This is a genomic window from Pseudomonas sp. PvP009 (assembly GCF_017832995.1).
In the GTDB taxonomy this organism is placed as follows: domain Bacteria; phylum Pseudomonadota; class Gammaproteobacteria; order Pseudomonadales; family Pseudomonadaceae; genus Aquipseudomonas; species Aquipseudomonas syringae.
Genome location: NZ_JAFIBG010000001.1, coordinates 1,253,283 through 1,276,476, shown reverse-complemented (window position 1 = coordinate 1,276,476; position 23,194 = coordinate 1,253,283). Strand labels below are relative to the sequence as shown.

Below are 23,194 nucleotides of genomic sequence, written 5' to 3'. Positions count from 1 at the left end.
GCGATCGAGCGCTTTGGGAACAGATGTGAAACGCTCTTCATCTTTGGCTCACGTTATTTCCCGACGGAACGGTGGCAGCGCATTGAGAATCGCCTTGCCATAGCGCTGGGTGACCACGCGGCGGTCCAGCAGCGTGATGGTGCCGCGGTCCTCTTCGGTACGCAGCAAGCGACCACAGGCCTGCACCAGACGCAACGAGGCGTCGGGCACGGCGATCTCCATGAACGGGTTACCGCCACGCGCTTCGATCCACTCGGCCAGCGCAGCCTCGACCGGGTCATCCGGCACTGCGAACGGGATCTTGGCGATGACCACGTGTTCGCAGTAGGCGCCGGGCAAATCCACACCCTCGGCGAAGCTGGCCAGCCCGAACAGTACGCTGGACTCGCCGCTGTCGACGCGTGCCTTGTGCTTGTTGAGGGTCTCCTGTTTGGACAGGTTGCCCTGAATGAACACCTGCTTGCGCCAGTCACGATCCAGGCCGTCGAAGACATCCTGCATCTGCTTGCGCGACGAATACAGCACCAGCGTGCCTCGCGACCCCTCCACCAGACCGGGCAGGTCGCGGATGATCGCGGCGGTATGCGCAACCGAGTCACGCGGGTCGGCCTTGAGGTCCGGTACACGAAGCACACCGGCATCGGCGTGATGGAACGGGCTTGGTACCACGGCGGTCACCGCCCCTTTGGGCAGCCCGGCACGCATGCGATAGCGGTCGAATTTGCCCAGCGCGGTAAGCGTCGCCGAGGTGACCAGCGCGCCGTAGGCGATGTTCCACAAGTTGCGGCGCAGCATTTCCGCCGCCAGGATCGGGCTGGCATTGACCTCGATATCGAACATTGCACCGCTGTCGGCCAGGGTCAGCCAGCGCGCCATTGGCGGGCTGTCTTCCGGGTCTTCGGCGGTGAAGGCGGTCCACAATTCCCAGTTGCCATGCGCGCGGGCCAGCAGGCTGCCGAACAGCGGATACCATTCTTCGGCCTGATGGCTGGCGATGCCGATGTTGACCTCACCGTCCATGCCTTCCTTGAGCAGCTCGGTCAGGCGCGTGAACAGGTCGTCGAGGCGCGCGAAGCCCTTCTTGAGCTCGATGCCCATTTCGCGGATGTGCTCGGGAATCACGCCGCCGACAAAGCGGTGACGTGGACGCTCGCGGCCCTGCATGTCTTCACCGGCGCGGAAATCCGCCAGTTGCTCGCAGGCACCGAACATGAACTGCTGATGGCCCTTGATCTCGCGGGCCAGCTCCGGCACCTGCTCGATCAGCTTGCCCAGATCGCCGGGCAGCGGATGCTGGGCCAGCAGCTTGGCGAGGTTCTTGGCAGTCTGTTCCAGCCAGTCGGCGGTCGATTTCAATCGGGTGTAGTGGGCAAAGTGGCCGATGGCCTTGTCCGGCAGGTGATGACCTTCGTCAAATACATACAAGGTGTCACGCGGGTCCGGCAGCACCGCACCGCCACCCAGTGCCAGGTCGGCCAGCACCATGTCGTGGTTGGTGACGATCACATCGACCTTGCCCATGCCTTCACGCGCCTTATAGAAGGCGCACTGCTGAAAGTTGGGGCAGTGCCGGTTGGTGCACTGGCTGTGATCGGTGGTCAGACGCGCCCAGTCCTGATCGGCGAGTTCCTGCGGCCAGCTGTCGCGATCGCCGTCCCACTTGTTGCCCGCCAGCTTCTGCAACATGCTGGTGAAAAGCTTCTGACTGGCCTCATCGACTTCGATCTTGAAGCCTTCTTCCTCGAACAGCTGCGCGGTCGCGTTGGTCGCGTCACTTTCCTGCAGCAATGCGTCGAGCTTGGACAGGCACATGTAACGCCCGCGCCCCTTGGCCAGGGCGAAGGTAAAATTCAGACCGCTGTTGCGCATCAGGTCCGGCAGGTCCTTGTAGACGATCTGCTCCTGCAGGGCGACGGTCGCGGTGGCGATCACCAGCCGCTTGCCTGCCGCCTTGGCGGTGGGAATCGAGGCGATGGCATAGGCCACGGTCTTGCCGGTACCCGTTCCGGCTTCGACGGCCACTACCGCTGGATCGCCCGAACGACGGCCCTCTTCATCGGTGTCAATGTCCCCCAGCACCTTGGCGACTTCAGCGATCATCAATCGCTGGCCATAGCGTGGCTTGAGGCTCTTGGCTTCGAGGAAACGCGAGTAAGCGCCCTGGATCTGGGTTTTGAGTTCGGTACTGATCATTGGCTTCGGTTCGGGGGCACGGCTAAAAAGGCTGGATAAATTTTCAGTAGTTCTGAGTGGGCGCTATCATAGCGCGCTAAATCCATCCGCGCAGAACGGAGTGTCCGATGACCGCTTTTTCTACTGTCTATACATTGCATCTGCTGGCTGCCCTGGTGTGGGTTGGCGGCATGTTTTTCGCCTGGATGGTGTTGCGCCCAGCAGTCATTGCAGCACTTGAAGGCCCTTCTCGCCTGAAAGTGTGGGTCCAGGTGTTTCCGCGCTTCTTCGCCTGGGTCTGGGCTGCGGTGGTGCTGCTGCCGATAACCGGCATCGGCATGATTCAGCTCAACTTCACCGGCTTTGAAACCGCGCCGCGTTATGTGCAAATCATGATGGGCCTGTACGTCGTCATGGTTGCGCTGTTTTTGCGTATCCAGTCATTGCAACTGCCGGAGCTGCGTCGTGCCGTGGAAGCCGAGCAGTGGGCCGAGGGCGCGGCGGCATTGGGCAATATCCGCCGCCTGGTCGGCATCAACCTGATTATCGGTCTGGCCGTGGTCATGCTCGCCGCTGCTCGTCCGGGCCTTTGAGGCAAAACGGAACATCACGGGGCACTGGCGGTGACACCGCGCACAGCTTGCGGGCATTTTCCTGCCCGATCGGTCATCTTCTGCACATGATATCCAAGGCATTCAACATCTTGAAACAGTTTGGCATGGGCTGTGCAAACGCTTGCGATCAGCAGTACGCGCCCACGAAAAGGAGCTTCAATGCCACAGCCGCCATTCACTCGACCTGCAACGCCCTCAAGATTCCTTATGCCACTGCTGTTCGCCGCCGCCGCGGCGCTGCCCTGTACCAGCGTCCTGGCACAGCCCGCCGCGGCCGAAGACTCGGCGCAAGGCGAAGCACTCAGCCCGCCCGCCTCGCCCAAGGAAGGTAAAGGCGCGTATTTTTCAGACTGGCTCAATCAGGACCTGACGCTGATCGGCAGCAAGGACATCAGCTTCGGCCCCAAGCCCAACGATGACATCTACCTGGAGTACGAATACTTCGGCCGCAAAGGGCCGTTCGAGCTGTACGGCTATGTCGACGTACCGAAGATCCTCGGCATCGGCAATGATAATGACAAAGGTGTCTGGGACCATGGCTCGCCGCTGTTCATGGAACACGAGCCACGCGTCTCGATCGACTACCTTGCCGGACGCAGTCTGGCCATCGGCCCATTCAAAGAATGGTACGTCGCCTTCGACTGGATCTATGACCACGGCAGCAATACGGCGAACCGGGCCAACACCTTGTACAGCGGCCTGGGCACTGACATCGATACCCACTCGCGGGTCAATCTGTCGGCCAACTTCTATGGCCGCTACCAGTGGGAGAACTACGGTGCCAGCAACGAATATTCGTGGGACGGCTATCGTGCCCAGCTCAAATACATCGTACCGATCAGCACCTTCGACAACGGCGCCTCGCTGACCTACATCGGCTTCACCAACTTCGATTTCGGCTCGGACCTCAAGAACGATCCGGCACGCACCGGCAACTCCACGGTCGCCACCAATGTGCTGCTTTACGCCTTCACGCATCTGCGCTTCACCCTGGTTGGCCGCTACTTCCACAATGGCGGCAACTGGCAGGACGGCAGCGAGCTGAACTTCGGCGATGGCAACTTCCGCGCGCGCTCTGATGGCTGGGGCTACTACGCAGGCGTGGGTTACCAATTCTGAACCTTATTATGACGACAGGAGTTTTCATGAAACACACCACTCGCAACACACTGTGCGCCACGCTGGCGCTGCTCAGCCCTGCTGTCTGGGCGGCTACCGCGCCGGTGGCACCGCTCACGCCCAAGGTCATGCTGATCGCCATGTTTGCGCCCGAGGCACAGAACTGGATCGACCGGCTGCATCTGACCAAGGAAATCCAGGTGCCTGGCCTTGCCGCCGAGTACCCGGCCATCCGCTGCAATGACCAGGACGTCTGCCTGCTGGTCACAGGCATGGGCCAGACCAACGCTGCGGCATCGACCCTGGCACTGGCCCTGTCGCCGCAATTCGACCTGCGCAAGACTTACTTCATTGTCGCGGGCATTGCCGGCATCAACCCGCACCGCGGCACACTCGGCACCACTGCCTGGGCGCATTATCTGGTGGAGTTCGGCACGCAGTGGGAAATCGACTCCCGCGATGTGCCCAAGGAATGGCCGACCGGTTATCTGGGCATCAACACCAAGGGCCCGAACGAGAAGCCGCCGCTGGATTACAAGACAGAAGTCTTCGAGCTCAACCCCAAGCTGCAGGCCAAGGCGTTTGCCCTGTCGCACAAGGTGACACTCAGCGAAAGCAAGGAATCCGCGGCCTGGCGCGTCAAATACCCTTATGCGCCTGCCAACCAGCCGCCGCAGGTCACGCAGTGCGACACGCTGGCAGGTAATACCTGGTTTTCCGGGACGCGTCTGAGCGAGCGTGCGGAAGTCTGGACCAAGCTGCTGACCGACGGTAAGGGCGAGTATTGCACCACCCAGCAAGAGGATAACTCCACCTACGAGGCTCTGCTGCGAGCGAGCAAGGCAGGCAAGGTCGATGTCAATCGCTTGGCTGTCGTCCGCGCGGGCTCTGACTTCGATCGTCCGTATCCGGGTTACAGCGAGGTGGACAACTTGCTCAAGTATGCCGATCAGGGTGCCTTCGTCCCGGCGCTGGAAAACCTCTACCGCACAGGCAACCCGCTGGTGCAGGCGATTGTCGGCGACTGGAAGAATTGGGAAAAAGGCGTACCGCAATAATGTGATATGAAGCGGGTCGCGCCTGTCCGGATCATGGCCTTGCACCTGATCCGGACAGGCTCTCGCAGACTACAGACGTTGCAGGATCAACGCGCCTTCCGGTCCCGGAGCACCTGGCAGACCTGGCTCACCCTGTCTGCCAGACTTGCCGCCTTCAGCGCGGTAGACAACACAGCCTTTCGACGCACCGCCCTTCCCTGCCTTGCCGCCTTCGCCACCTTTGCCCGCCGCGCCGCCCGCGACATTCACCTTGATGCGTTCGGCCGGATAGCTCTGTGGCAGTTCAAGACGAACCTGCGCGCCCGCAGCGCCATCATGGCCATTGCCGCCGCTGTCGCCGTTATAACCACGCCCGGCCTGGCCCCAGGTACAGCCCGGGGCTTCGCCCGAGCCGCCATCCAGCCCGGCATAGCCTGGGCTGCCTGCGCCACCGCGGGCGTCAATCGACAGTTCTTCGGCATCCAGGCTCTGCAGGCGCAGGGTCAGGTTGCGCCCTGGCCGTGCCGGCTTCTCGAAAGTACCCGGCGCACCCCGTGCGGTGATCTGGCTGCCGGTGCCGAACTCACCGTGCAGCACGACCATGTTGAACGACTGCACACCAGGGACGATGGCAATTCGCGCTTCGTGCCCCAGTACCAGCTCGCCAATCTTCACATCATCGATACCGGCCGGAATCAGCAGAGTGCCGTAGTCGGACACTTCAAGGCGCTCGACCTGCAGAACGCTGCTGTTGCCAGGCAGACGCATCAGCGAGTGTGGAGCGACGATAATTGCCTGAGCCATGGCCAGAGGGCTGAACAACGCCGCCAGCAGAACGAGCTTACGCATGAGTGTGCCCCCTGACCGAACGGCCGATGGATTGAACATGAAAGATGCCAAACAGGATGATTTTGCCCCGGTCGCTCCACGGATGCCGGCGACCGCGCAGGCTGCCGTTGAACAGAATCAGCTCCAGCAAATGAGTCAACAACAGCACCGCGCCGGCCATGTCGATCATCACGCCAAACGGGCTGGGCGCCTCAATCGCCGCGTTGACCAGCACCACCAGCCAAAAGCCCAGCATCAATATCTTCCCCAGCCCCCAAAACACCTTCATTGCCCGCCCACCCCTTGTCATGATCCGTTACGAAATTGCAGTCTTCGCATGCTTTTCGTCGCCGCACAGTAGACGTGCTGTACGCCGAATATGCCAGCGGTGTATTGAGAAAGATCCGGAATGATCTCGACGCTGGACAATTATTGTGTGCGGCAATGCCGCAATCAAGGTTAGCGGACACCAGAAAGCCCTGTCACAAGGGTGCAGGACTTTTTACAGGACCTCTGGTGTGTATCCTGTCAGGCCTCGCTGGGAGTCTTGGCCTGGACGACTGGACGTACCACTGGCACCGGACGCTTGTACCACCAGACACCCACCAATACCGCAGCAACGCCAAGCCATTGAACCAACGTGAGCTGCTCATCGAAAAAGAAGAACCCGATCAGAATCGCCACCACCGGACGGGCCAGTGCCGAAACAGAGGCCAGTACGACATCGACGTGTCTGAGTGCATACGCCATCAGGCCATGGCCCAGAAGCTGGCTGATCAGCGCGAGCAACGCAATGACCACCCAGCCCTGCACGGTGTCCGGCAGAATCTTCGCACTGGTGAGCAAAGCGATGGGCAGTAACAGCACTGCACAGGTAAAGCTATTCCAGATAATGATCTTGCGAGACGTGAAGCAGTCGCGCAGCGACTTGATCAGGATCAGGTAGATCGCATAGAAAAGCGCGGAGTTCAGGGCCAGCAGGTCGCCAGTCACGCTCTGGCTGGAAAACGCCACGCTGGCACTGCCGTCAAACACCAGCAGACAAGCCCCGCCGATACTCAGGGCCAGCGCCAACACTTGATAGACGCCGATTTTTTCCTTCATGAACAGATAGGACAGCAGCGCCACAAACACCGGGGACAGGTTCATCAGGACCGACGTGTTGGCCATGCTGGTCAGCTTGACCGCCCAGTGATTGGACAGCAGATCCACACACGACACCACGCCCGACAGCACCAGCAGCCAGAGCATCGCCCGCCGGCTGCGCGCCGTACCGACAGCCCCGGTCTCAGTGTTTTTACCTGCTGGCCAGGCGGCCAGCGCAGAGGCCATACCGCCCGCCATGAACATTCGCAGCATCAGGGTAGACGTGGCATCCACTTCACTGAGCTTGACAAACGCAATGGCGGAGGCCACACCGATGGTACTTATGATCAGTGCCAGAACAGGCAAAAACGCCTTATTACCCACCTTCATGACGGTCCCTCGAAGTTATAGGAGTTGAGTCGCGCAATGAATGCCGCCGAACTGCTTTTGATGCTCTGTAAAGGCGATCAAACGAACATGACAGTCAAGCTCAGCCAACTGATCAAGCAGGCGCACGGGTGCGTTTTGATCGATCCAGACATGGTTGCCCAATGAAAATGCATTTGCGCACCATGCCGCCATCATTTCGTCGTCCAGCGGTATCAGCCCGATACCCGCTACCTGTGCTGCCTGGCGAAACGTCAGGTCCTTGTCAGTCAATTGCCAGCCCGATGACACGCGCCGATAAACGCTGACCAGGGAGCGGTCGGCTGCGTCCGCTCTTTTCGCGTCGATCAGCAGAGTGTCACGCAGCAGGCAGGCGTAGTGATCCAGGTGAAACTGTTCGGGATTACGCCATATGTCCTGCACCGCCAGCACAACCTCGCCCTTGAGCAAGCTTGAAGCCAGCAAGAACTCGAGCACCGGGGCCTCGGTGCGAAAGCCGGTGTTGATCAAGGATATGTGTTCGTTTTCCAGATAATCACCGCCCTCGAGCACCTGATCGAGTTCGACAGGAACGTGACCATGGGCAGCGACCACCTGCTTCACCACGTCAACCTCGCGCGCCCTGTCCTGACGCTTCAGCCGCCCGAAAACCGGCTGCCCGCCGACGTTCATGAAGTGGTCCCGCGGAAACAGAAGCCCGTACAGCGGTTGAATACGGTAGCTCTCGTAGGTAGCGTCCGGACTGATCCGGCCCAACTCGTCATCGTAATGCAGCCTTAGCTCGGGCTGGTTGATGATGATCTCGGCCAACTCCTGCCGACTGCAGCGGAGCACTTGCTGGTGAGCAAGCTGCTGGCGCCCGTGTTCGACATTATCGGCAAAGCGCAACGCCCGCCTTGCCAACTGCCGCATATCCTCGATGGCCACATGTGGACCGTCTTCGCTGAACAGCGCATCGGACAGGAAAACGGTCGGGAAACCCGCTGCATTGAAAGAGCTGGCCAGAGCCATGACATCGGCATCTGCCTGCCGAAGCGAATACGGGCGCTGTGATTCCATGAATATCGACATGGAAACAGGCTGCACGACAGAGGGAAGCTGCAGGAGCACTTTCATTCAGGGTTCCAGAAATCAGGTTGCGCGAATCGACGTCTGCAAAATATTCATGCACTGCACAATGGCCTGCTCTATCGCAGCCTGGCTGTCGGCGGCGAAGTGCAGTCTGGCGGGGATATCCTCGTAGCTGAACGCATTTGAATCGCCCTGGGACTGCACGCTGCTATAGGTCAGCAGCGGATGGGAGAGCTCCATCAACGGATCGAAGGTGAACCCGCCGGGGAACGGATTGGGCATCATCAGAAAACCGGTGATTCGGGTGTCTACCGGAGCGATAGCCACTTCCAGCGCGGCGCGGGTCCAGAGCTCATACAGGTCGATCCCCTCGCTGCGCAACGCGACAAACGGAATCTCACCGCCGCCGACTCGACCGCCGATCTCCAGAAATACGAGCTCGCCACGACGTTCGATGATCTCCAGGTGAATGGCCTGGTTGTGCAGGTTGAGGCGCAGGCAGACTTCTTCGGTGAACGCACGCGCTCGCGCGATGAATGCCCGGTCATCGACCGTGACCGAGCCGAGCGGCAGGCCATTGCGAAAGTCCAGGCAGGTGTTCAGGTACTTCGACACCTTGAAGTACGGCATGCTGTCAGCCGCCAGTATCGCGTCGACATGATAGATATCGCCTTCTATGTACTCTTCGACTTCGTAGCCATTGAAATCCGGCAGGTCGGGTATATCTTCCAGGCGCTCGATCTTCACCACGCCGTCCGAGGCTGCGCCAACCTGGGGCTTGAGGATGACCGGAAAGCCGTGCTCATGACAGAAGGCTTCGACGCCGCCACGCGACGCTACATTCCGATACTGAGGATAACGAACCGAAGAACCGGTCAATGCTTCCTTCATGCTCGCCTTGTTACGGCACAGCAGGTTATCGGCGACCTTGGCGCCGGGTATGTTGAATTCGGTACGCACCAGCGCAGCGGCGTCCAGATCGTATTCCGAAAAGGCGATCACGAAATCGACAGGCTGACGACGATGAATGGCCCGCGCTTCCTGAAGTATCAGATCGGCGTCCAGTGCGCTGACTTCGACCACATTGGCGCTGACCTGCGGATCAATCAGCCGCGAGTGCCCTGCCAGTGATATGTAGGAGACATCGACCTGCGAGTGATCGATGTATTTGCGGTAGTCCGAAAGCTCGTCGTCATAGCGGTTGATGATCAGGACATGCTTCATACGATTCCAACCTCTGTGTGTACCCGCCCGACTAGGCTTCTTACAAGCGCCTCGTCGGTACCGCCGAACATGACGTAGCCGATTCTTGAGGTCCAGTCCTGATCCGAGCCAAGAGCGTCGCCGGATCGGTAATAGACCTGATGCGAAAGGTAATACGGACTGTCGAAAATGTCGGAGAGCCCTTGCAGCTCGGTAAATTCGCTCTTGTCGCCTCGGGGGATGAAGGCGATGGCACTGACGCCGTTCGCACGTGGCACGGCCCGACTGTCGATGTCCAGGTACTCACACAGTGTCTCTTTGGCAAGATCAATGCCGCTGGCACGCCTGATCAACTCGACGATATTGTCGCCTGGAAGACGGGCCGCCAGTTCAACCGCTACCGGCTGACCTTGTGGCGTTACACGCAACTCCAGGTGGAACGGCCCGACGTTCAGCTTTATGGCCTCAAGCACCGCCAGCGAATAGTCGGTCAGTACCCTGCGAAATCCTTCTTCATAGCCTTGGCCCACGATGTGACCGACTTCGACAAAGTACGGCTCCGAGCCGAGCAGTTTCTCCGTGATGGACGCAAGGGTGACGCTGCCATCGCTGCGCACGATGCCTTCGACACTGTATTCAGTGCCGGGAATGTACGCTTCGACAATCAGCTGGCCACTGGCAGTAAAGCCGATGTCGTCGGGCAGTGATTGACGAAATGTCTCCACCGCTTCGATCAACTCTTGATGGTTGTAGAGCTTGCGCACACCGATACTGCCCGCCATATCGATCGGCTTGACCACCGCCGGAAAGCTGAAGCCCTCCGGCACAGCTACCGGCGCGTGGGCATCCAGAAGGAAAAAGCCGATCGTGCTCAGCCCCGCCTCAGTCAGCCGGCTGCGGAAATTGAATTTGTTGCGCACTTTCTCTACTGCACTGTCGTGCAGATGCGTTGTGCCTGACGCTGCCCCCAGGCGCGCGGCCATGGGCACGGCGTACTCCACACCGGGAAGAACGGCGCGGACGTCTCCCAACTCATTGATTTTCTTCAGCTGTGCCTCAAAATCACCGGTGTCGATTTTGATGACCTGACGTACCTTGGCCCGCAACTCAGCGTTGAGCTCCTGCTCGCCACCGTCACAGGAAAACACATAGACACCGACGCCCAGCTGCTGCGCCGCATTGATATAGTTAATACCGGATGAAACAGGATCAATGACAACGATGGACATGGCTCAGTCTCCGACTATCCAAAACTTTCAAGTTCACACAAGGGAAGGTTCTTTAACTTGCCGATCACCCCATCCGACCCGACGCCGATGGTGAGCGTGTCGTGCATCAAGTGTTCGCCAATGGCGAAGTCAGGGTGGGTCCATTCGGAAAAAGGAAAGTTGGTCACGTGAACGTCGCATTCAACCGTTTTGCGGAACATCTCTATACACCCTGCGTGATAATCGCTGAGGCCTGCACGATTGACGGCGTAAATGGCAACTTCACGAATACCGTACTTCGCTACCAGTTCCTGCGCACGACTCAATGCCGCGCCCATTCCACTTCCACCACTCACAACATTCAAACGACTCAGGGACTGTTCATAGACCGGCAAGGCAGGGCTTGCAATTGAATATTCCAGCGGTTCGCCCACTGACCACTGCAACAATAACCCCGAGAACAGGCCACCCTCACGCAATTTCACATGGCAGGTCAGGCTGTCGTAATCCTTGCCACCCAAGGTCACCACAGAATAACTGCGCACCGCTGAACCCTCGGGATATTTCAAACTGATGACCGACTTGGCGTTATAGAAAACCTTTTTGACCTCAAGCACGACTTCCATTATTTGCCCGGACAGCATCCGTTTGCTTTTCAGCCTGGCCTTATGAAAGGTGCTGATCGCAACACGGATATCAATATCCGTTTCAGCACGACTGACGCATGGCAGAAAGGCTTCATTCAAGGCAACGACTTTTCCCTGTTCCAGAACGCGCCCCGAAACAAGTGTGCACTTGCACACTCTGCACACCCCTTTGAGACACCCCCTTACCAACGCTTCATGAGGAAGGGCATCGGTAAGGGGTTGCTGACTCTCGGCGGTGTAAGTCTGGTCTCCAATACGCACACTGTAGATTGCCATTACACCGACCTTGAGTAAGGTGTATTAAAGCGTTGCTGCACGCAGGGCCTGGAAGTACTCACCGACCATCGGTATGAATGCCTTGATATGAACGACAGCCTTTTGCAGATCCTTCTCGTCCTTGATAACCGACGCCAGCATGTTGTTCATCATGCCGCTGTGGTCCTCGGCTTCGTCGAAAGCCACGTGAGAAGCCGCTCCGCTGACCGCTGGCTGGCCCATGCTGGCACTGGCCTTCTGGGTGATGAACGAGCTGTATTTGTCGCCGTAGTATTCGAGGAACCAGTCCCAGGTGATCGAGGACAAAGGACCGAACTTGCTGACGCAAAAGTTCAGGTAACCCATGAGTTTCCAGGTTTCCGGGAAGGCGAACTGCGCCTGAACGTCGGAAGGAGAATAGCCGTACGTGATGAGGTCCTGACCGAACATTTCGTCGTGGCCGAACTCATCATACAAATAGTAAGACAATTGTTTGGCGGCGGAAATGTTGTCGACTGCCGCAACCTGTACAGCACGTGCGTCCAGTTCGTTGTTCATGTGAATGCGGATCACGCACTCCAGAATATGACGCTTGTAGTAAGACTCATTGAACCAGTCGCCTTTATGGAACTCGCCCATGACGGTGTCTTTTTTGAATTCTGCTTCCAGGCAGGTATCAACAGTGCTTTCAAGCGTCTTTAGCATCTCAGCGGTGGATATCATCGGTTGCTTCTCTCCATGTTAATCATTAATGGCTTAATGATATTTAATATTCAGCGCCCTGCTGAATCGTGTTATCCGTATCACAACAAAACAAATGACCGACGGCCAGAACCGCGAGCGAAAGCTGATCGATAGGTCATACAACGATTGCGTAAAATAAAAAATGACGTCAAACAAGTGACCTTGCCTATTGCCAGAGGCGGCAGCTAAACAGCCGGTGTTTTTTAACAGCCGTCACTGACACGCACCCGAATGGCCCGGGCAATATCATCGCTTTACGTATTCAAGGCGCACAGAAAGACGGTCCATAATAATGAACGTTGTACGTCTAATAGCCCATGGCCAGAATATTCTGCGTGTCCGCTGGACACACAGCACATACCACGCCTTTATCAAGGCATCGCAGAGAATACAAGTGAGTTACATAGTAGGTGTTTATACGTCGCGTCCATGCAGCCACTCTTGGGATCCAATTTGTGTTGCGGATCCTAATGCGTCTGAAAACAGCTTGCAAGTAACTTTATAATCTAAGTATCTGCCAAATGACTTAATAACCCGGTCGCTGCACCTGAAAGCCCGTGAACGACGCTTTCCAGACCTCGCCGGGCAGGCTAGTCTTGTCAGCTAACCAGAGGACTTTCAATGACCGTCGGCTACTCGAACCGTACGCCCCAACAAGCGCTGGCTGCCCTGCTCGATCGCTATGCGCCGCAGCGCCTGCTGTTGATCGGCGCTCAGGCGTTTCCGGCGTTGCAAGCCTTTCAGGAGGCCCACCCGCAGACAGAGGTCGCGCTGGCCGAACCCGCTGCGCTGCCTGCCCATCTGGCGGCGCAACGTTTCGATCTGGCGCTGGTGGTCGATTGTCTCGAACACATCCCCAAGCGCACCGGCCTGGAATTGTTGGGTGGCATCCGCAACCTCAACGCCAGCCGCATCGCGGTGCTCGCCGACTTGCAGGCCTGCGGTTGGCAGGAGACGGATTTTTTCTCGCTGGCGCTACAGTCCAGCGAGCGCTTCGCCCGCGACGAGCAGGTGCTGAACCTGTTTACGTACGACTTGCGTGAGTACAAACAGGTGCCCGACTGGCTGAACGCGAAGTACTGGGCTAACCCGGAGAATTTTGGAAAGTATTGGTGGTGACCTATGAGTAGTGCCATTTGCCCCTGCGGCAGCGGCGATCTGTTGCTGGCCTGCTGCGGTCGCTATCACGCAGGTCAGCCTGCGCCAGGCGCGGAAAAGCTGATGCGCTCGCGTTATAGCGCTTATGTGCTGGGGCTGACTGATTATCTGGTCCAGACCACTCTGCCGGTGCAGCAAGGCGGGCTGGACCGTGAGGCTATCGCTCAGTGGAGTGCGCAGAGCACTTGGTTGGGGCTGGAGGTAGAAGGCTCGGAGGTGTTCGGCGGCAAGCCGGAGCATGCGTTCGTGACTTTTACCGCTCGCTGGCATGATGGCAATGGTGAGCACAGTCATAAGGAGCGTTCGTCGTTCGTGCAGAATCAGGGGCGCTGGTATTTTATCGATTCAACCGTGCCGTTGAAGGCTGGGCGTAATGATGCGTGTCCGTGTGGCAGTGAGCAGAAGTTCAAGAAGTGCTGCTCGGCTTATGTGGACTGAGTTGCGGCTCTTTGCTTGAACGTCGAGAACTCCGCGGTTGACTATCGTTCCCGCGTGGGAATTCAGTTCGTGACGCTCTGCGTCACACGGCGGTCTGCGTTATCAGGTGGATTGGGCTCGCCTTAAAACTCCAATTGTGCCGAGAACGCGACGGTGCGTGGGTCGCCCAGGTAGCTGCTGTTGAGCCAGTATTCCTTGTTGGTCAGGTTGCTGACGTTGACGCGCAGGGTCAGGTCGTTTTCTGCAAGGCGCAGGCGGTAGCGGGCTCCGGCGTCGAAGGTGGTGAAGGACGGCAGGTCGTTTTCGTTGCTTTGATCGGTGTATTGCTTGCCGGTGTAGAACGCCCCGCCGGTCATGGCCAGGCCTGGTATAGGGTTGATGTCGTATTCGGCATAAACCTTGGCCAGTTGCTTGGCGACGTTGGTCGGGACGTTGCCTTCATCCGCTGCGACGCCGGTTTTCTTGATTTTCGGGTCGAGCAAGGTAAAGCCGCCAACTACGGTCAGTTCCGGGATGACCTTGCCGGTGACGCTGAATTCCAGGCCGTTGTTCTCCTGACGTCCGTCCACAACGTAGATGTTGGAGGCAGTGGTGTAACCGTTGGGCTTCTCGATGTTGAACAGCGCCAGGGTCAGCAGGGTTTCACCCAGCGTCGCCTTGGCACCGATTTCGTATTGCTCACTGATTTCAGGCGCAAACGCCTGGCCGGCATTGGCGGTCCCGCTAGGCGCGACGCCGCCCGATTGCAGGCCTTCTATATACGTGGCGTAGGTGGTCAGCCACGGCAGCGGTTTATAGACCAGCGAGATGTTCGGCGAAGTCTTGCTCTCGTTGTAGGTGGTCTCGGCTTCGGCGGAACCGAACGCCTTGGCGTAGACGAACTCGTTGGCGTAGGTTTTGATCTGCGTGTTGGTCACACCCAGGATCGCCGACCACTGCTCGTTGAAGGTGATGACGTCACCGATCAGGACGTTGTTGCTTTCCGAGCTGTTGGCCAGGCGCTGGTCGCCATGCCCGATGGAGTACGCAGGCTTGCCAACCTGAGGCGTCTGGTCCAGCGGTATCGTGCCCACCGGCGAGGTGTATTGCGGGCCCGGCTGATCGGGCGTGTACGGAATGTGATCCTCGTACTGCTTCTGGCGCGAGGTATTGCCCTGATAGCCCACGGTGACCTTGTGACCGATGAAGCCGGTATCGAACGCCGCATCGAGGAACAGCGAGCCGGTCTTTTCTTCGGTTTCAATCGGAGCGAAGGCATACAGCGGCTGCGAGTAAAGGCCCGCGCTGTAGACCGTCGGCCCGGTGTAGGTGTTCTCCGAGGTGTACTGCTGGGCCGCGAAGGCCGCGCGCAAGGTGAAGGTGTCGTTCAAACGCCACTTGGCGCGCACACCGGCCTTGTCGGACTCGTAATCAGAAAACGACCACTTCTGGCTGTAGAGCTTGTCGTTGTCCAGCGATGCCGCGCTGGGGCGCAGGGACTGGTCACCGAAATACCAGTAACTGGTCAGGCCTCGAATTTCGGTCTTCTTGTGCGAGGCGTCGAACTGTACCAGCAGGTCGTCGGACACGTTCCAGTCCAGTGCCAGGGAAATCATCTCGCGACGACGCTTGTTCAGATCGACGGCCGTTTCACCATCCTGGGTCAGCACGTTAAGGCGATAGGCGAACTTGCCCTCGCTGTCGATAGGCCCGCCGAAGTCACCATGCAGGTAGTAATTCTCACCCCCGGCATTGCCCAGGGTGACGCTGTTGTAGCGTTGATAGGTCGGGCGCTTGAGCACGTAGTTGACCAGCCCGCCCGGCGAGGCTGGACCATACAAGAAGCCGGTCAGACCGGTGATGACTTCCAGTTGCTCCATCTCTTCCATGTAGTTGCTACCGTCGGCACCGTTGGTGAACCGCAGGCCATCATTGGCGATGTTCAGGCTGCCCGCGCTGCTGAAACCACGAATATTGACGGCACTGGCATAACCGGCACTGGTCGGCGAGTACATCTGGGTGAACGGGTTGTGCTTGATGACATCGTCCAGCGAGGTCGCCTGGATGTTTTTTAGCAGTGCCTGAGGCGTGACGCTGATGGAATAAGGCGTGTCCTGCAGCCGCATGCCACCCAGCGCGCCGACGCTGCTGACGTTCTCGCTGCGATAACCTGCTGCCTCCGAACCTTCGAGGGGCGTGCTGTTGGCGTTGATGTTCACGTCCGACAGGTTCAAGGCGTTCTGTTCCATGGCCATCAGCGTGTACGTCCCGGCACTGCTCTGCACCAGTTGCAGGCCGCTGCCACGCAGGGCCTCGCGCAAGGCCGTCGCCGCGTCGAAATTGCCTTTCACCGCCGAGCTGGTTTTGCCAGCGACCAGCGCCGGGTCAAGACTCAATGCCAGACCACCCTGGCTGGATATCTGATTCAGCGTGGTCGCCATCGGGCCTGCGGGTAGATCGTAGGCAACCAGGCTGGCCTGCTGCGCCGCCATCGACAGCGGGCTGGTCATAGGCGTGCACAGGGCGATCGCCACGGCCAACAGACTGGGACGCAGAAGGGTGTCTAACGAACGGGACATCGGGCAACTCCTGATGGAATACTTCTCAATGCCTGTTAGCCGGACGAGCGCTCGAAAGTAACAGGGCTGATTGAAAATAATTCCGTTTCAGGATTCAGCAGACTCGCAGCGTCACTCCGGGATGATCTTCAGGTGCGACGTATCGGGCGCCTCCTGCGACTCGGGTTTTTCGACCTGTCCCATGTCGCTGCCCACCGGGGCCAGGCTCAAACGCGAGAGATCCAGCAGCGGCGCAACAGGCTGAGGCTTGTCGGGCAGCAACTCGACGCCCGCTTCTGCGACCGAGTAATCCGGCGCATCGACGTCCACAAAAGCCGCCATATAGGCGTCGCGCGGTTTGATCTGCAAACGCCCCGGACTGACCGGGGTCTTGCGCAACCAGTTCGGTGCGTCGGGCGGCGGCGCCAGTTCGACCTCTTCCATGGGCAATGGTGTATTCATTTCCAGCACACGCACCAGAGCACCCGCGCGCTCGAGGGTGGCGCGATATTTCTCTGCCGTTGCTGCGTCGAGATTGTTTTTCAGAACCAGTCGGCGTCCCGAGAACAGGAGGTCCAGACGTTCGGCATCTGCATTGAACAGCTTGCCAAGGTTAGCCCTTACCTTCTCGGGTTGTGCTCCGGCGACCAGTTCGGCACTGAAGACAATTTCGTAGAGATTCATGGAAGAAGACACCGATATGCACGTCAGTAAAAGTATGGCGAAGCGTCAGACAGCGCAATAAGCGCGTTGCCGTTGAACGTCGAGTTGGTAGACTCAGGCGTCAAAGGGAGCACATCCATGTTTTTTCAGGCGCACATTACAAGAATCATAAGCCTTGCGTTGATCCTGTCCGGGCTCAGCGGATGCTCGCTCCTGAGTTTTGACCGCACTCAGGAACCGGAAGTGCATTTGCTGAAGGTCCAGGTGGTCAAGGCGAGGCTGACACAGCAGGATTTCAAGCTGTACTTCGAAGTCGATAACCCCAACGAAGACAGCTTGCTGGTACGTGGCCTGAAGTACAAGATCACCCTCAATGACATGGTCCTTGTCGATGACACGTTCAGCGACTGGTTTGTCGTCGACGGTAATAGCCGCAAAACCTTCGTGGTGCCGATTCGCACCAACCTCTGGCGCTACGCACGGTACATCGCTCAACTGCTGAAAAAGCCTGATGAGCTGGTTCATTATCAGTTGGACGGCAAGCTCAAGACCGGCATCGTGTTCAGGCACAACGTGCGCATCGGCACATCAGGCGATGTGCTGCCGGAAGACCTGATCCAGCGCCGATGATCATTCAGCCTATCCGCCCAGCTTGCCCTTGATCAGCTCCAGAAGAAACTTCCAGATGTCCGCGGCCCACAATGCCCGGTTGACGGCACTGATCAGCGCACCGCCGAACGATCCCAGCAGAAACCCAACCCCCGTAGTGTTGCGCGGATCTGCCACGCCAAGGTAATCACTGGCGATGCCGGTGAGGAATACTGCACAGGCCACGCCGGTCACCAGAAAAACCAGCCAGGCACGCCAGTCGAGCAGACCTGCCTTATGCCACCAGCCAGAAATGATCGCACCCACCAGACCGGCTACCAGCCATTCGCCTCGGTCTGCCAAACCATTCAAGATATCCATCGCTTCTGACTCCGTTCAAGAAATACAGCCGTTCACGAACACAGAAAAATCCAGACACTGGGGGGCCTGCCGCGGATTGCTGCGGCGCAGGCACCGTTAGAAAACCTGAAAAATTAAGCATGCTTAAAAACACAAGCAAACGTATGCCACCAACCCGCCGCGCCACCGGGCGAGCATCAGAGGCTTGAGGTCAGTTGTCGATGTAGCGCTGCCAGCCGATCCTTACCGAACCGTCTGGCTGACGGTCAATCTCGATGCCTTCGGTTTCTTCGATTTCCTCCAGCACCACGTTCCAGCTGTCCTCGGGCTCATCATCACGACGGGCGACGATGACCCACTGGGTCTTTTGAACATTCGGCGCGGAGACCAGCCGTTGAATGCGCTTGCCGATCTGTTCGTAGAAAGACCTGCCTGTCGATCCAGTATCATTGCCAGCCATGATAGCCTCCGAGGCATAACTGTATATAAATACAGTATTCCAGCTGTATGAACCTCGCAAGCATTTCGTAGGACGTTTCCTGCCGAGCATCTTTGGCGAAAAAGCCTGCAAGCCTTGTCACGCTAGGCTTACAGCTTGCCAGTCATCCTCACCGCTACGCCGATAATGCGACAGTCGGCACCGCATTCGATCATTTTGTACGCCGGGTTCAGGGGCTTCAGGTAGCGTGTGCCACCGTCCTCGACCAGCTTCTTGAACGTCGCCTCGTTGCTGGCGGGTAGCTTGGCGATCACCAGCTTGCCGGGCTGCACATCAGCCTCCGTGTCCACCAGAATCATCATTCCTTCCGGCACACTGACGCCGGTGGGCGCGGTCATCGAATCGCCCTTGACCTCCAGCCAGAACGCCGTCCCCTTGGAGTCGTAGTCGGAGATTTCATAGCGGTCGGAAAAGCCGTCGGGATAAGGCTGAACCGCCTCTTCCCAGGAGCCCGCCGACACCCAGCTGATCACCGGATAGCGGAAGGACATTTTCGGCTGATCGATCAGCGCAACGTTGGCGTCGAAGGCAGGCGCCTGTTCCGGCCCCTCGCCAATCGCCAGCCATTCGGCACGAAAGCCCGTGGCCCTGGCCAGTGCGTAAAGATTTTCCGGCCGCAGGCTTTTGCTTTCCCCACTGATCCATTGGGTAACGGCAGAGTTGGCCACGCCGCACTGGGCGGCAATCTCACCTTTCTTCAGGCCGCTGGCGGCGATTGCCCTGGCGATACGTTCCTGTCGGGTCATGAAGCGGCTCCGCACACGGTAATAAAGAATACTGAAAAATGCTCAACTTAGACTAAGCATACTTAAAAACTGGCGCTGTGCGAATCCCAATATGCCGATACTGCTTGGCCGTGATTTGCGGGATAATGCGCGCCAGATTTAATTGCGGAGTAAAACCGATGAACCAGCAAGCCCATGTGCATGGCCCCGATTGCAACCATGACCACGATCACCACGACCACCAGCACGGCCATGTACACGGTCCAGACTGCGGTCACGCTCACCAGGAACCGGTGCGCAATACCCTTAAAGATGTCGGTCGTAACGATCCTTGCCCGTGCGGCAGCGACAAGAAATTCAAGAAATGCCACGGCGCGTAAGGCGCGGAGCATTATGGACGACGGCCTGCATTGCAGGCCGTTTTCATTTGTAGGCGGCAGGTGAGCAAGGTAAAACATGGGGTTTCGGTCACCCACATGGAGCGCTCAATGATCGACCTGCATTACTGGACCACGCCCAACGGGCACAAAATCACGCTGTTTCTGGAAGAGGCAGGTCTGCCCTACACGATCTTTCCGGTGAACATCGGCAAAGACGAGCAATTCAAAGCCGAATTCCTGAAAATCGCCCCCAACAACCGCATCCCGGCCATTGTCGATCACCAGCCTGCTGACGGCGGCGCACCGCTGAGCCTGTTCGAGTCGGGCGCCATTCTGCTGTACCTCGCCGAGAAGACCGGGCAATTCATCCCGCAGGATCTACGTGGTCGCCAGGAAGTGTCGCAATGGCTGTTCTGGCAAATGGGCGGGCTCGGTCCGATGGCCGGTCAGAATCATCACTTCAATCGTTTCGCCAAGGAAAAGATCCCCTACGCGATCGAGCGCTACGTCAACGAAACCGCGCGACTGTATGGCGTACTGGACAAGCGTCTGGCCGATCGCCAGTTTGTGGCGGGTGACGAGTACAGCATCGCCGACATGGCGATCTACCCATGGATCGTGCCGCACACCTATCAACAGCAGAATCTGGACGACTTCCCGCACCTCAAGCGCTGGTTCGACAGCATCGCCGGTCGAGAAGCGACCCAACGCGCGTATGCGCTGGTCGAGAAGATCAACCCGTCGAAGCCTTGAGTCCCCTTGGACTCAAATGGCGACTCTTGTGCCTGCGCTGAGCAATGGCACAAGAGCCGTCTGGTCACTTCTGCAAAATCCTGAAATAAACTCGCCCTTCCCGCTTGCGCGCTGGCGGGCTGCTCTCTAACGTAGCGGCTCTTGTACGTTACCCCTCCAGGAGCTTGCCCATGGCCTCGCCAGCCCTTCGTCATTTTCTACCCCGATTCGGCGCTGCCGCCGCTGCGGCGAGCTTCCTGAGCCTTGCCGGCTGCCAATTGGGCGGCGGCGATCCCGAGACCGTGCTGCCTGTTTCCGGGACATTCCCGCTCAAAGGGCTGGCGCAAAATGTTTCGGTGCGCCGCAACACGATGGGCATGCCGCTGATAGAAAGCAGCAGCTACCACGATGCGCTGTTCACGCTCGGCTACGTTCATGCCGGTGATCGAATCGGTCAGATGCTCGGCATGCGTCTGCTAGCACAGGGCCGCTTGTCGGAAATGGCCGGCGCGGATGCGCTGGACGTCGACCGCCTGATGCGCTCGGTCAACCTCAAGCAGAACGCCAGCGACCTGTACAACGCCGCGTCGCCACGCTTGAAACGTTTCTTCGATGTCTATGCACGCGGTGTGAACGCCTACCTGTTCCGTTATCGCGACAAGCTGCCTGCCGAGATCGCCAGTTCGGGCTACAAGCCGGAATACTGGAAGCCGGAAGACTCGGCGCTGATCTTCAGCCTGCTCAATTTCAGCCTGTCGGTAAACCTGCAGGAAGAGCTGTCGGCGCTGGTTCTGGCGCAGAAAGTCAGCGCGGACAAACTCGCCTGGCTGTTGCCGACCTACCCTGACGAAGAATTACCATTTGCCGAAGCCGACAAGCTCAAGGGCCTGAACCTGAACAATCAGGTCACCGGCCTGAGCGATCTGAACAGGATCGCCCTGCAGCTCTCGGACCTGAACATGCTCGGCGTTGCGGCCTCCAGCAACTGGGCCATCGCGCCACAACGCAGTCGCAACGGCAAAAGTCTGCTGGCCAGTGACATGCAGCTGCCTGCCGGGCTCAATTCTGCCTGGAGCTTCGTGCAGATCCGCGCACCGAAATATCAAGTGTCCGGCGTCACCATCGCTGGCATGCCGCTGGTGCTCAGCGGTTTCAACGGCAAGCTGGCGTGGAGCATGAGCAGCGTCAAGGGTGACAACCAGGACCTGTTTCTGGAGAAGATCAAGCGCGAAGGCAACCGCGTCTCCTACATGGCTGACGGCAAATGGCTGCCAGCAGCGGCGCATCAGGAAACCTTTCTGGTCAAGGGCGGCAGCCCGCTGCGTGAAACCGTGTACGAAACCCGCCACGGCGCGCTGCTAAACGCCTCTGCAACCCCGCCCGGCAACGGTTTGAGCCTGGCGCTGCAAGTCCCGAACTTCAAGGACGACAAGAGCCTGGATGCGTTCTTCGATCTGTCCCGTGCGCCCAACGTCGAGAAAGCCTTCGATACCAGCCGCGAGATTCGGGCGATCACCCTGAATATGATCTTTGCCGACGCCTCGAACATTGGCTGGCAGGTCACCGGCCGCTTCCCGAACCGGCGTGAAGGCCAGGGTCTGCTGCCTTCGCCGGGTTGGGATGGCAAGTACGACTGGGACGGTTTCGCCGACTCGATGCTCCACCCCTATGATCAGGACCCGCGCCAGGGCTGGCTCGCCGCAGCCAATCAGCGCACGATCCCGAAAGGCTACGGCATGCAGCTCTCCAACTCGTGGGGCTACCCGGAGCGCGCCGAGCGGATTGCCGAGCTGGCCAACGGTGGCAAGCAGGACCTGCGCAGCACCATCGCCATGCAATACGACCAGACCACGACGTTCGCCGCCAAGCTCAAGACCATGTTCCAGGCGCCGGGCATGAGCAAGCCGCTCAAGCAGGCCATCGATGCCCTGCCCGAAGCCGATCGCAACAAGGCCCGCGAAGCGTTCACGCGCCTGATGGCGTTCGATGGCAAGCTCAGTGCTACCTCGGCCGATGCGGCGCTGTACGAGCTGTTTCTGCAGGAAAGCGCCAAGCAGATTTTCCTTGATGAATTGGGTCCGGAAACCAGCCCTGCCTGGCAGGCACTGGTGGCCAATGCCAGCTCATCCTACTCACCACAGGCCGACCACCTGTTGGGGCGCGATGACAGTCCGTATTGGGATGACGTTAAAACCCCGCAGAAGGAAGACAAACCGGCCATCCTCGCGCGCAGTCTGGCGGCTGCCATCACCAGTGGCGACAGCCTGTTGGGCAGCGATCACAAGGCCTGGCAATGGGGCAAACTGCACCGTGACAACTGGGTCTCGACCAGCCCGCTGGCCAAGCAGTTGGGTGGCGGCGAGTTCAACCGTAGCGCCACACCAGCGGGTGGTGATCACACGACGCTGAACGTGTCCGGCTTCGAGTGGGGCAAGGGCTTCGACGCCCGCATGGCCCCCGGTCTGCGCATGATTGTCGACTTCAGCCTGGTCGAGCCGATGACCGGCCTGATCAGCACCGGCCAATCCGGCAACCCGGCCAGCCCGTATTACGCCAACAGTATCGAGCCGTGGCAGAAAGGCCAGTACCAGTCGATTCCGGTGCAACAACAGAACTACGAAAAGGGCTACGGCAAGCAACGCCTGACGCTGACACCGGGCAAGTAAGCGCCGAAAACCGGACGCAGCGGTTTTTCTTTGTCAGGTAGATTGGGGTTCGGCTTGAGTCATCAATGTCCGGAAGA

The 23,194-nt window shown here is 58.7% G+C and carries 23 protein-coding genes; 9 read left to right on the top strand and 14 right to left on the bottom strand.

What is annotated here, in order from left to right; genetic code table 11:
* Positions 1 to 48 precede the first annotated feature (48 nt).
* Positions 49 to 2,193: an ATP-dependent DNA helicase DinG gene (gene dinG, locus JOE29_RS05675; protein ID WP_003402334.1), complete on the bottom strand. Its 2,145-nt coding sequence runs from the start codon at positions 2,191 to 2,193 to the stop codon at positions 49 to 51.
* Positions 2,194 to 2,300: 107 nt separating this feature from the next.
* Here dinG and JOE29_RS05670 point away from each other — a divergent pair, with 107 nt between their 5' ends.
* The 3 genes from JOE29_RS05670 to JOE29_RS05660 all read left to right on the top strand — a co-directional run bounded on the left by JOE29_RS05670 (position 2,301) and on the right by JOE29_RS05660 (position 4,963).
* The gene (locus tag JOE29_RS05670; protein WP_003314423.1) at positions 2,301 to 2,765 is read left to right on the top strand and encodes a CopD family protein; all 465 of its coding nucleotides are present in this window, start codon (positions 2,301 to 2,303) and stop codon (positions 2,763 to 2,765) included.
* 180 nt (positions 2,766 to 2,945) lie between these two features.
* Positions 2,946 to 3,905, top strand: coding sequence for a nucleoside-specific channel-forming protein Tsx (locus JOE29_RS05665; RefSeq protein WP_024665270.1), 960 nt, complete (start codon positions 2,946 to 2,948; stop codon positions 3,903 to 3,905).
* A gap of 26 nt (positions 3,906 to 3,931) precedes the next feature.
* Positions 3,932 to 4,963 carry a purine nucleoside permease gene (locus JOE29_RS05660; RefSeq protein ID WP_024683174.1) on the top strand — a complete coding sequence of 344 codons (1,032 nt, stop codon included), beginning with the start codon at positions 3,932 to 3,934 and terminating at the stop codon, positions 4,961 to 4,963.
* A gap of 69 nt (positions 4,964 to 5,032) precedes the next feature.
* Here the strand turns inward: JOE29_RS05660 and JOE29_RS05655 are convergent, their stop codons facing one another.
* The 8 genes from JOE29_RS05655 to JOE29_RS05620 all read right to left on the bottom strand — a co-directional run bounded on the left by JOE29_RS05655 (position 5,033) and on the right by JOE29_RS05620 (position 12,350).
* Positions 5,033 to 5,791: a hypothetical protein gene (locus JOE29_RS05655; RefSeq protein ID WP_017279540.1), complete on the bottom strand. Its 759-nt coding sequence runs from the start codon at positions 5,789 to 5,791 to the stop codon at positions 5,033 to 5,035.
* Positions 5,784 to 6,059, bottom strand: a complete 276-nt coding sequence (locus JOE29_RS05650) for a DUF1145 domain-containing protein (RefSeq protein ID WP_058444425.1) — start codon at positions 6,057 to 6,059, stop codon at positions 5,784 to 5,786. The genes JOE29_RS05655 and JOE29_RS05650 overlap by 8 nt, the downstream gene beginning before the upstream one ends.
* 239 nt (positions 6,060 to 6,298) lie before the next feature.
* The gene (locus JOE29_RS05645) at positions 6,299 to 7,246 is read right to left on the bottom strand and encodes an EamA family transporter (protein WP_004416475.1); all 948 of its coding nucleotides are present in this window, start codon (positions 7,244 to 7,246) and stop codon (positions 6,299 to 6,301) included.
* 15 nt (positions 7,247 to 7,261) lie between these two features.
* Complete coding sequence (locus JOE29_RS05640; RefSeq protein ID WP_210078966.1) at positions 7,262 to 8,359, bottom strand: arginine deiminase family protein; 1,098 nt, start codon at positions 8,357 to 8,359, stop codon at positions 7,262 to 7,264.
* A 15-nt stretch (positions 8,360 to 8,374) separates the two neighbouring features.
* Positions 8,375 to 9,538, bottom strand: a complete 1,164-nt coding sequence (locus JOE29_RS05635) for a biotin carboxylase (RefSeq protein WP_210078964.1) — start codon at positions 9,536 to 9,538, stop codon at positions 8,375 to 8,377.
* Positions 9,535 to 10,746 carry an ATP-grasp domain-containing protein gene (locus tag JOE29_RS05630; RefSeq protein WP_024665273.1) on the bottom strand — a complete coding sequence of 404 codons (1,212 nt, stop codon included), beginning with the start codon at positions 10,744 to 10,746 and terminating at the stop codon, positions 9,535 to 9,537. Before JOE29_RS05630 ends, JOE29_RS05635 begins: the two co-directional genes overlap by 4 nt.
* A 14-nt stretch (positions 10,747 to 10,760) precedes the next feature.
* The gene (locus JOE29_RS05625; RefSeq protein WP_210078962.1) at positions 10,761 to 11,648 is read right to left on the bottom strand and encodes a 2Fe-2S iron-sulfur cluster-binding protein; all 888 of its coding nucleotides are present in this window, start codon (positions 11,646 to 11,648) and stop codon (positions 10,761 to 10,763) included.
* A gap of 24 nt (positions 11,649 to 11,672) precedes the next feature.
* Positions 11,673 to 12,350 carry a hypothetical protein gene (locus JOE29_RS05620; RefSeq protein ID WP_003314413.1) on the bottom strand — a complete coding sequence of 226 codons (678 nt, stop codon included), beginning with the start codon at positions 12,348 to 12,350 and terminating at the stop codon, positions 11,673 to 11,675.
* Between the two features lie 642 nt (positions 12,351 to 12,992).
* On the opposite strand from JOE29_RS05620, the gene JOE29_RS05615 reads away from it, so the two are divergent.
* Together JOE29_RS05615 and JOE29_RS05610 are read left to right on the top strand one after the other, a co-directional pair.
* Complete coding sequence (locus JOE29_RS05615) at positions 12,993 to 13,490, top strand: DUF6231 family protein (protein ID WP_137983100.1); 498 nt, start codon at positions 12,993 to 12,995, stop codon at positions 13,488 to 13,490.
* Positions 13,491 to 13,493: 3 nt separating this feature from the next.
* The gene (locus JOE29_RS05610; protein WP_004393709.1) at positions 13,494 to 13,967 is read left to right on the top strand and encodes a YchJ family protein; all 474 of its coding nucleotides are present in this window, start codon (positions 13,494 to 13,496) and stop codon (positions 13,965 to 13,967) included.
* Between the two features lie 122 nt (positions 13,968 to 14,089).
* On the opposite strand, the gene JOE29_RS05605 is transcribed toward JOE29_RS05610, so the two are convergent.
* Together JOE29_RS05605 and JOE29_RS05600 are read right to left on the bottom strand one after the other, a co-directional pair.
* Positions 14,090 to 16,525, bottom strand: coding sequence for a TonB-dependent receptor (locus JOE29_RS05605; protein WP_210078960.1), 2,436 nt, complete (start codon positions 16,523 to 16,525; stop codon positions 14,090 to 14,092).
* A gap of 111 nt (positions 16,526 to 16,636) precedes the next feature.
* A complete protein-coding gene (locus JOE29_RS05600; protein WP_003395993.1) occupies positions 16,637 to 17,188 on the bottom strand; it encodes a hypothetical protein in 552 nt (183 codons plus the stop codon).
* Between the two features lie 117 nt (positions 17,189 to 17,305).
* On the opposite strand from JOE29_RS05600, the gene JOE29_RS05595 reads away from it, so the two are divergent.
* Positions 17,306 to 17,797 (top strand): LEA type 2 family protein, encoded by a 492-nt coding sequence (locus JOE29_RS05595; RefSeq protein ID WP_044312060.1) that lies wholly within the window; start codon positions 17,306 to 17,308, stop codon positions 17,795 to 17,797.
* 9 nt (positions 17,798 to 17,806) lie between these two features.
* Here JOE29_RS05595 and JOE29_RS05590 read toward each other — a convergent pair whose 3' ends face one another.
* The 3 genes from JOE29_RS05590 to JOE29_RS05580 form a co-directional block, all read right to left on the bottom strand.
* On the bottom strand, positions 17,807 to 18,136 hold the full coding sequence (locus JOE29_RS05590; protein WP_003314406.1) for a hypothetical protein: 330 nt from the start codon (positions 18,134 to 18,136) through the stop codon (positions 17,807 to 17,809).
* A 190-nt stretch (positions 18,137 to 18,326) separates the two neighbouring features.
* Positions 18,327 to 18,575, bottom strand: coding sequence for a DUF1654 domain-containing protein (locus JOE29_RS05585; RefSeq protein WP_137983102.1), 249 nt, complete (start codon positions 18,573 to 18,575; stop codon positions 18,327 to 18,329).
* A 128-nt stretch (positions 18,576 to 18,703) separates the two neighbouring features.
* The gene (locus tag JOE29_RS05580) at positions 18,704 to 19,360 is read right to left on the bottom strand and encodes an XRE family transcriptional regulator (RefSeq protein WP_024683093.1); all 657 of its coding nucleotides are present in this window, start codon (positions 19,358 to 19,360) and stop codon (positions 18,704 to 18,706) included.
* A gap of 158 nt (positions 19,361 to 19,518) precedes the next feature.
* Between JOE29_RS05580 and JOE29_RS05575 the strand changes: the two genes are divergently transcribed.
* The 3 genes from JOE29_RS05575 to JOE29_RS05565 all read left to right on the top strand — a co-directional run bounded on the left by JOE29_RS05575 (position 19,519) and on the right by JOE29_RS05565 (position 23,117).
* Positions 19,519 to 19,719: an SEC-C metal-binding domain-containing protein gene (locus JOE29_RS05575; protein WP_003314401.1), complete on the top strand. Its 201-nt coding sequence runs from the start codon at positions 19,519 to 19,521 to the stop codon at positions 19,717 to 19,719.
* Between the two features lie 108 nt (positions 19,720 to 19,827).
* A complete protein-coding gene (locus JOE29_RS05570) occupies positions 19,828 to 20,472 on the top strand; it encodes a glutathione binding-like protein (protein ID WP_010421176.1) in 645 nt (214 codons plus the stop codon).
* 170 nt (positions 20,473 to 20,642) lie between these two features.
* A complete protein-coding gene (locus tag JOE29_RS05565; RefSeq protein ID WP_210078958.1) occupies positions 20,643 to 23,117 on the top strand; it encodes a penicillin acylase family protein in 2,475 nt (824 codons plus the stop codon).
* The last annotated feature ends 77 nt before the right edge of the window (positions 23,118 to 23,194 follow it).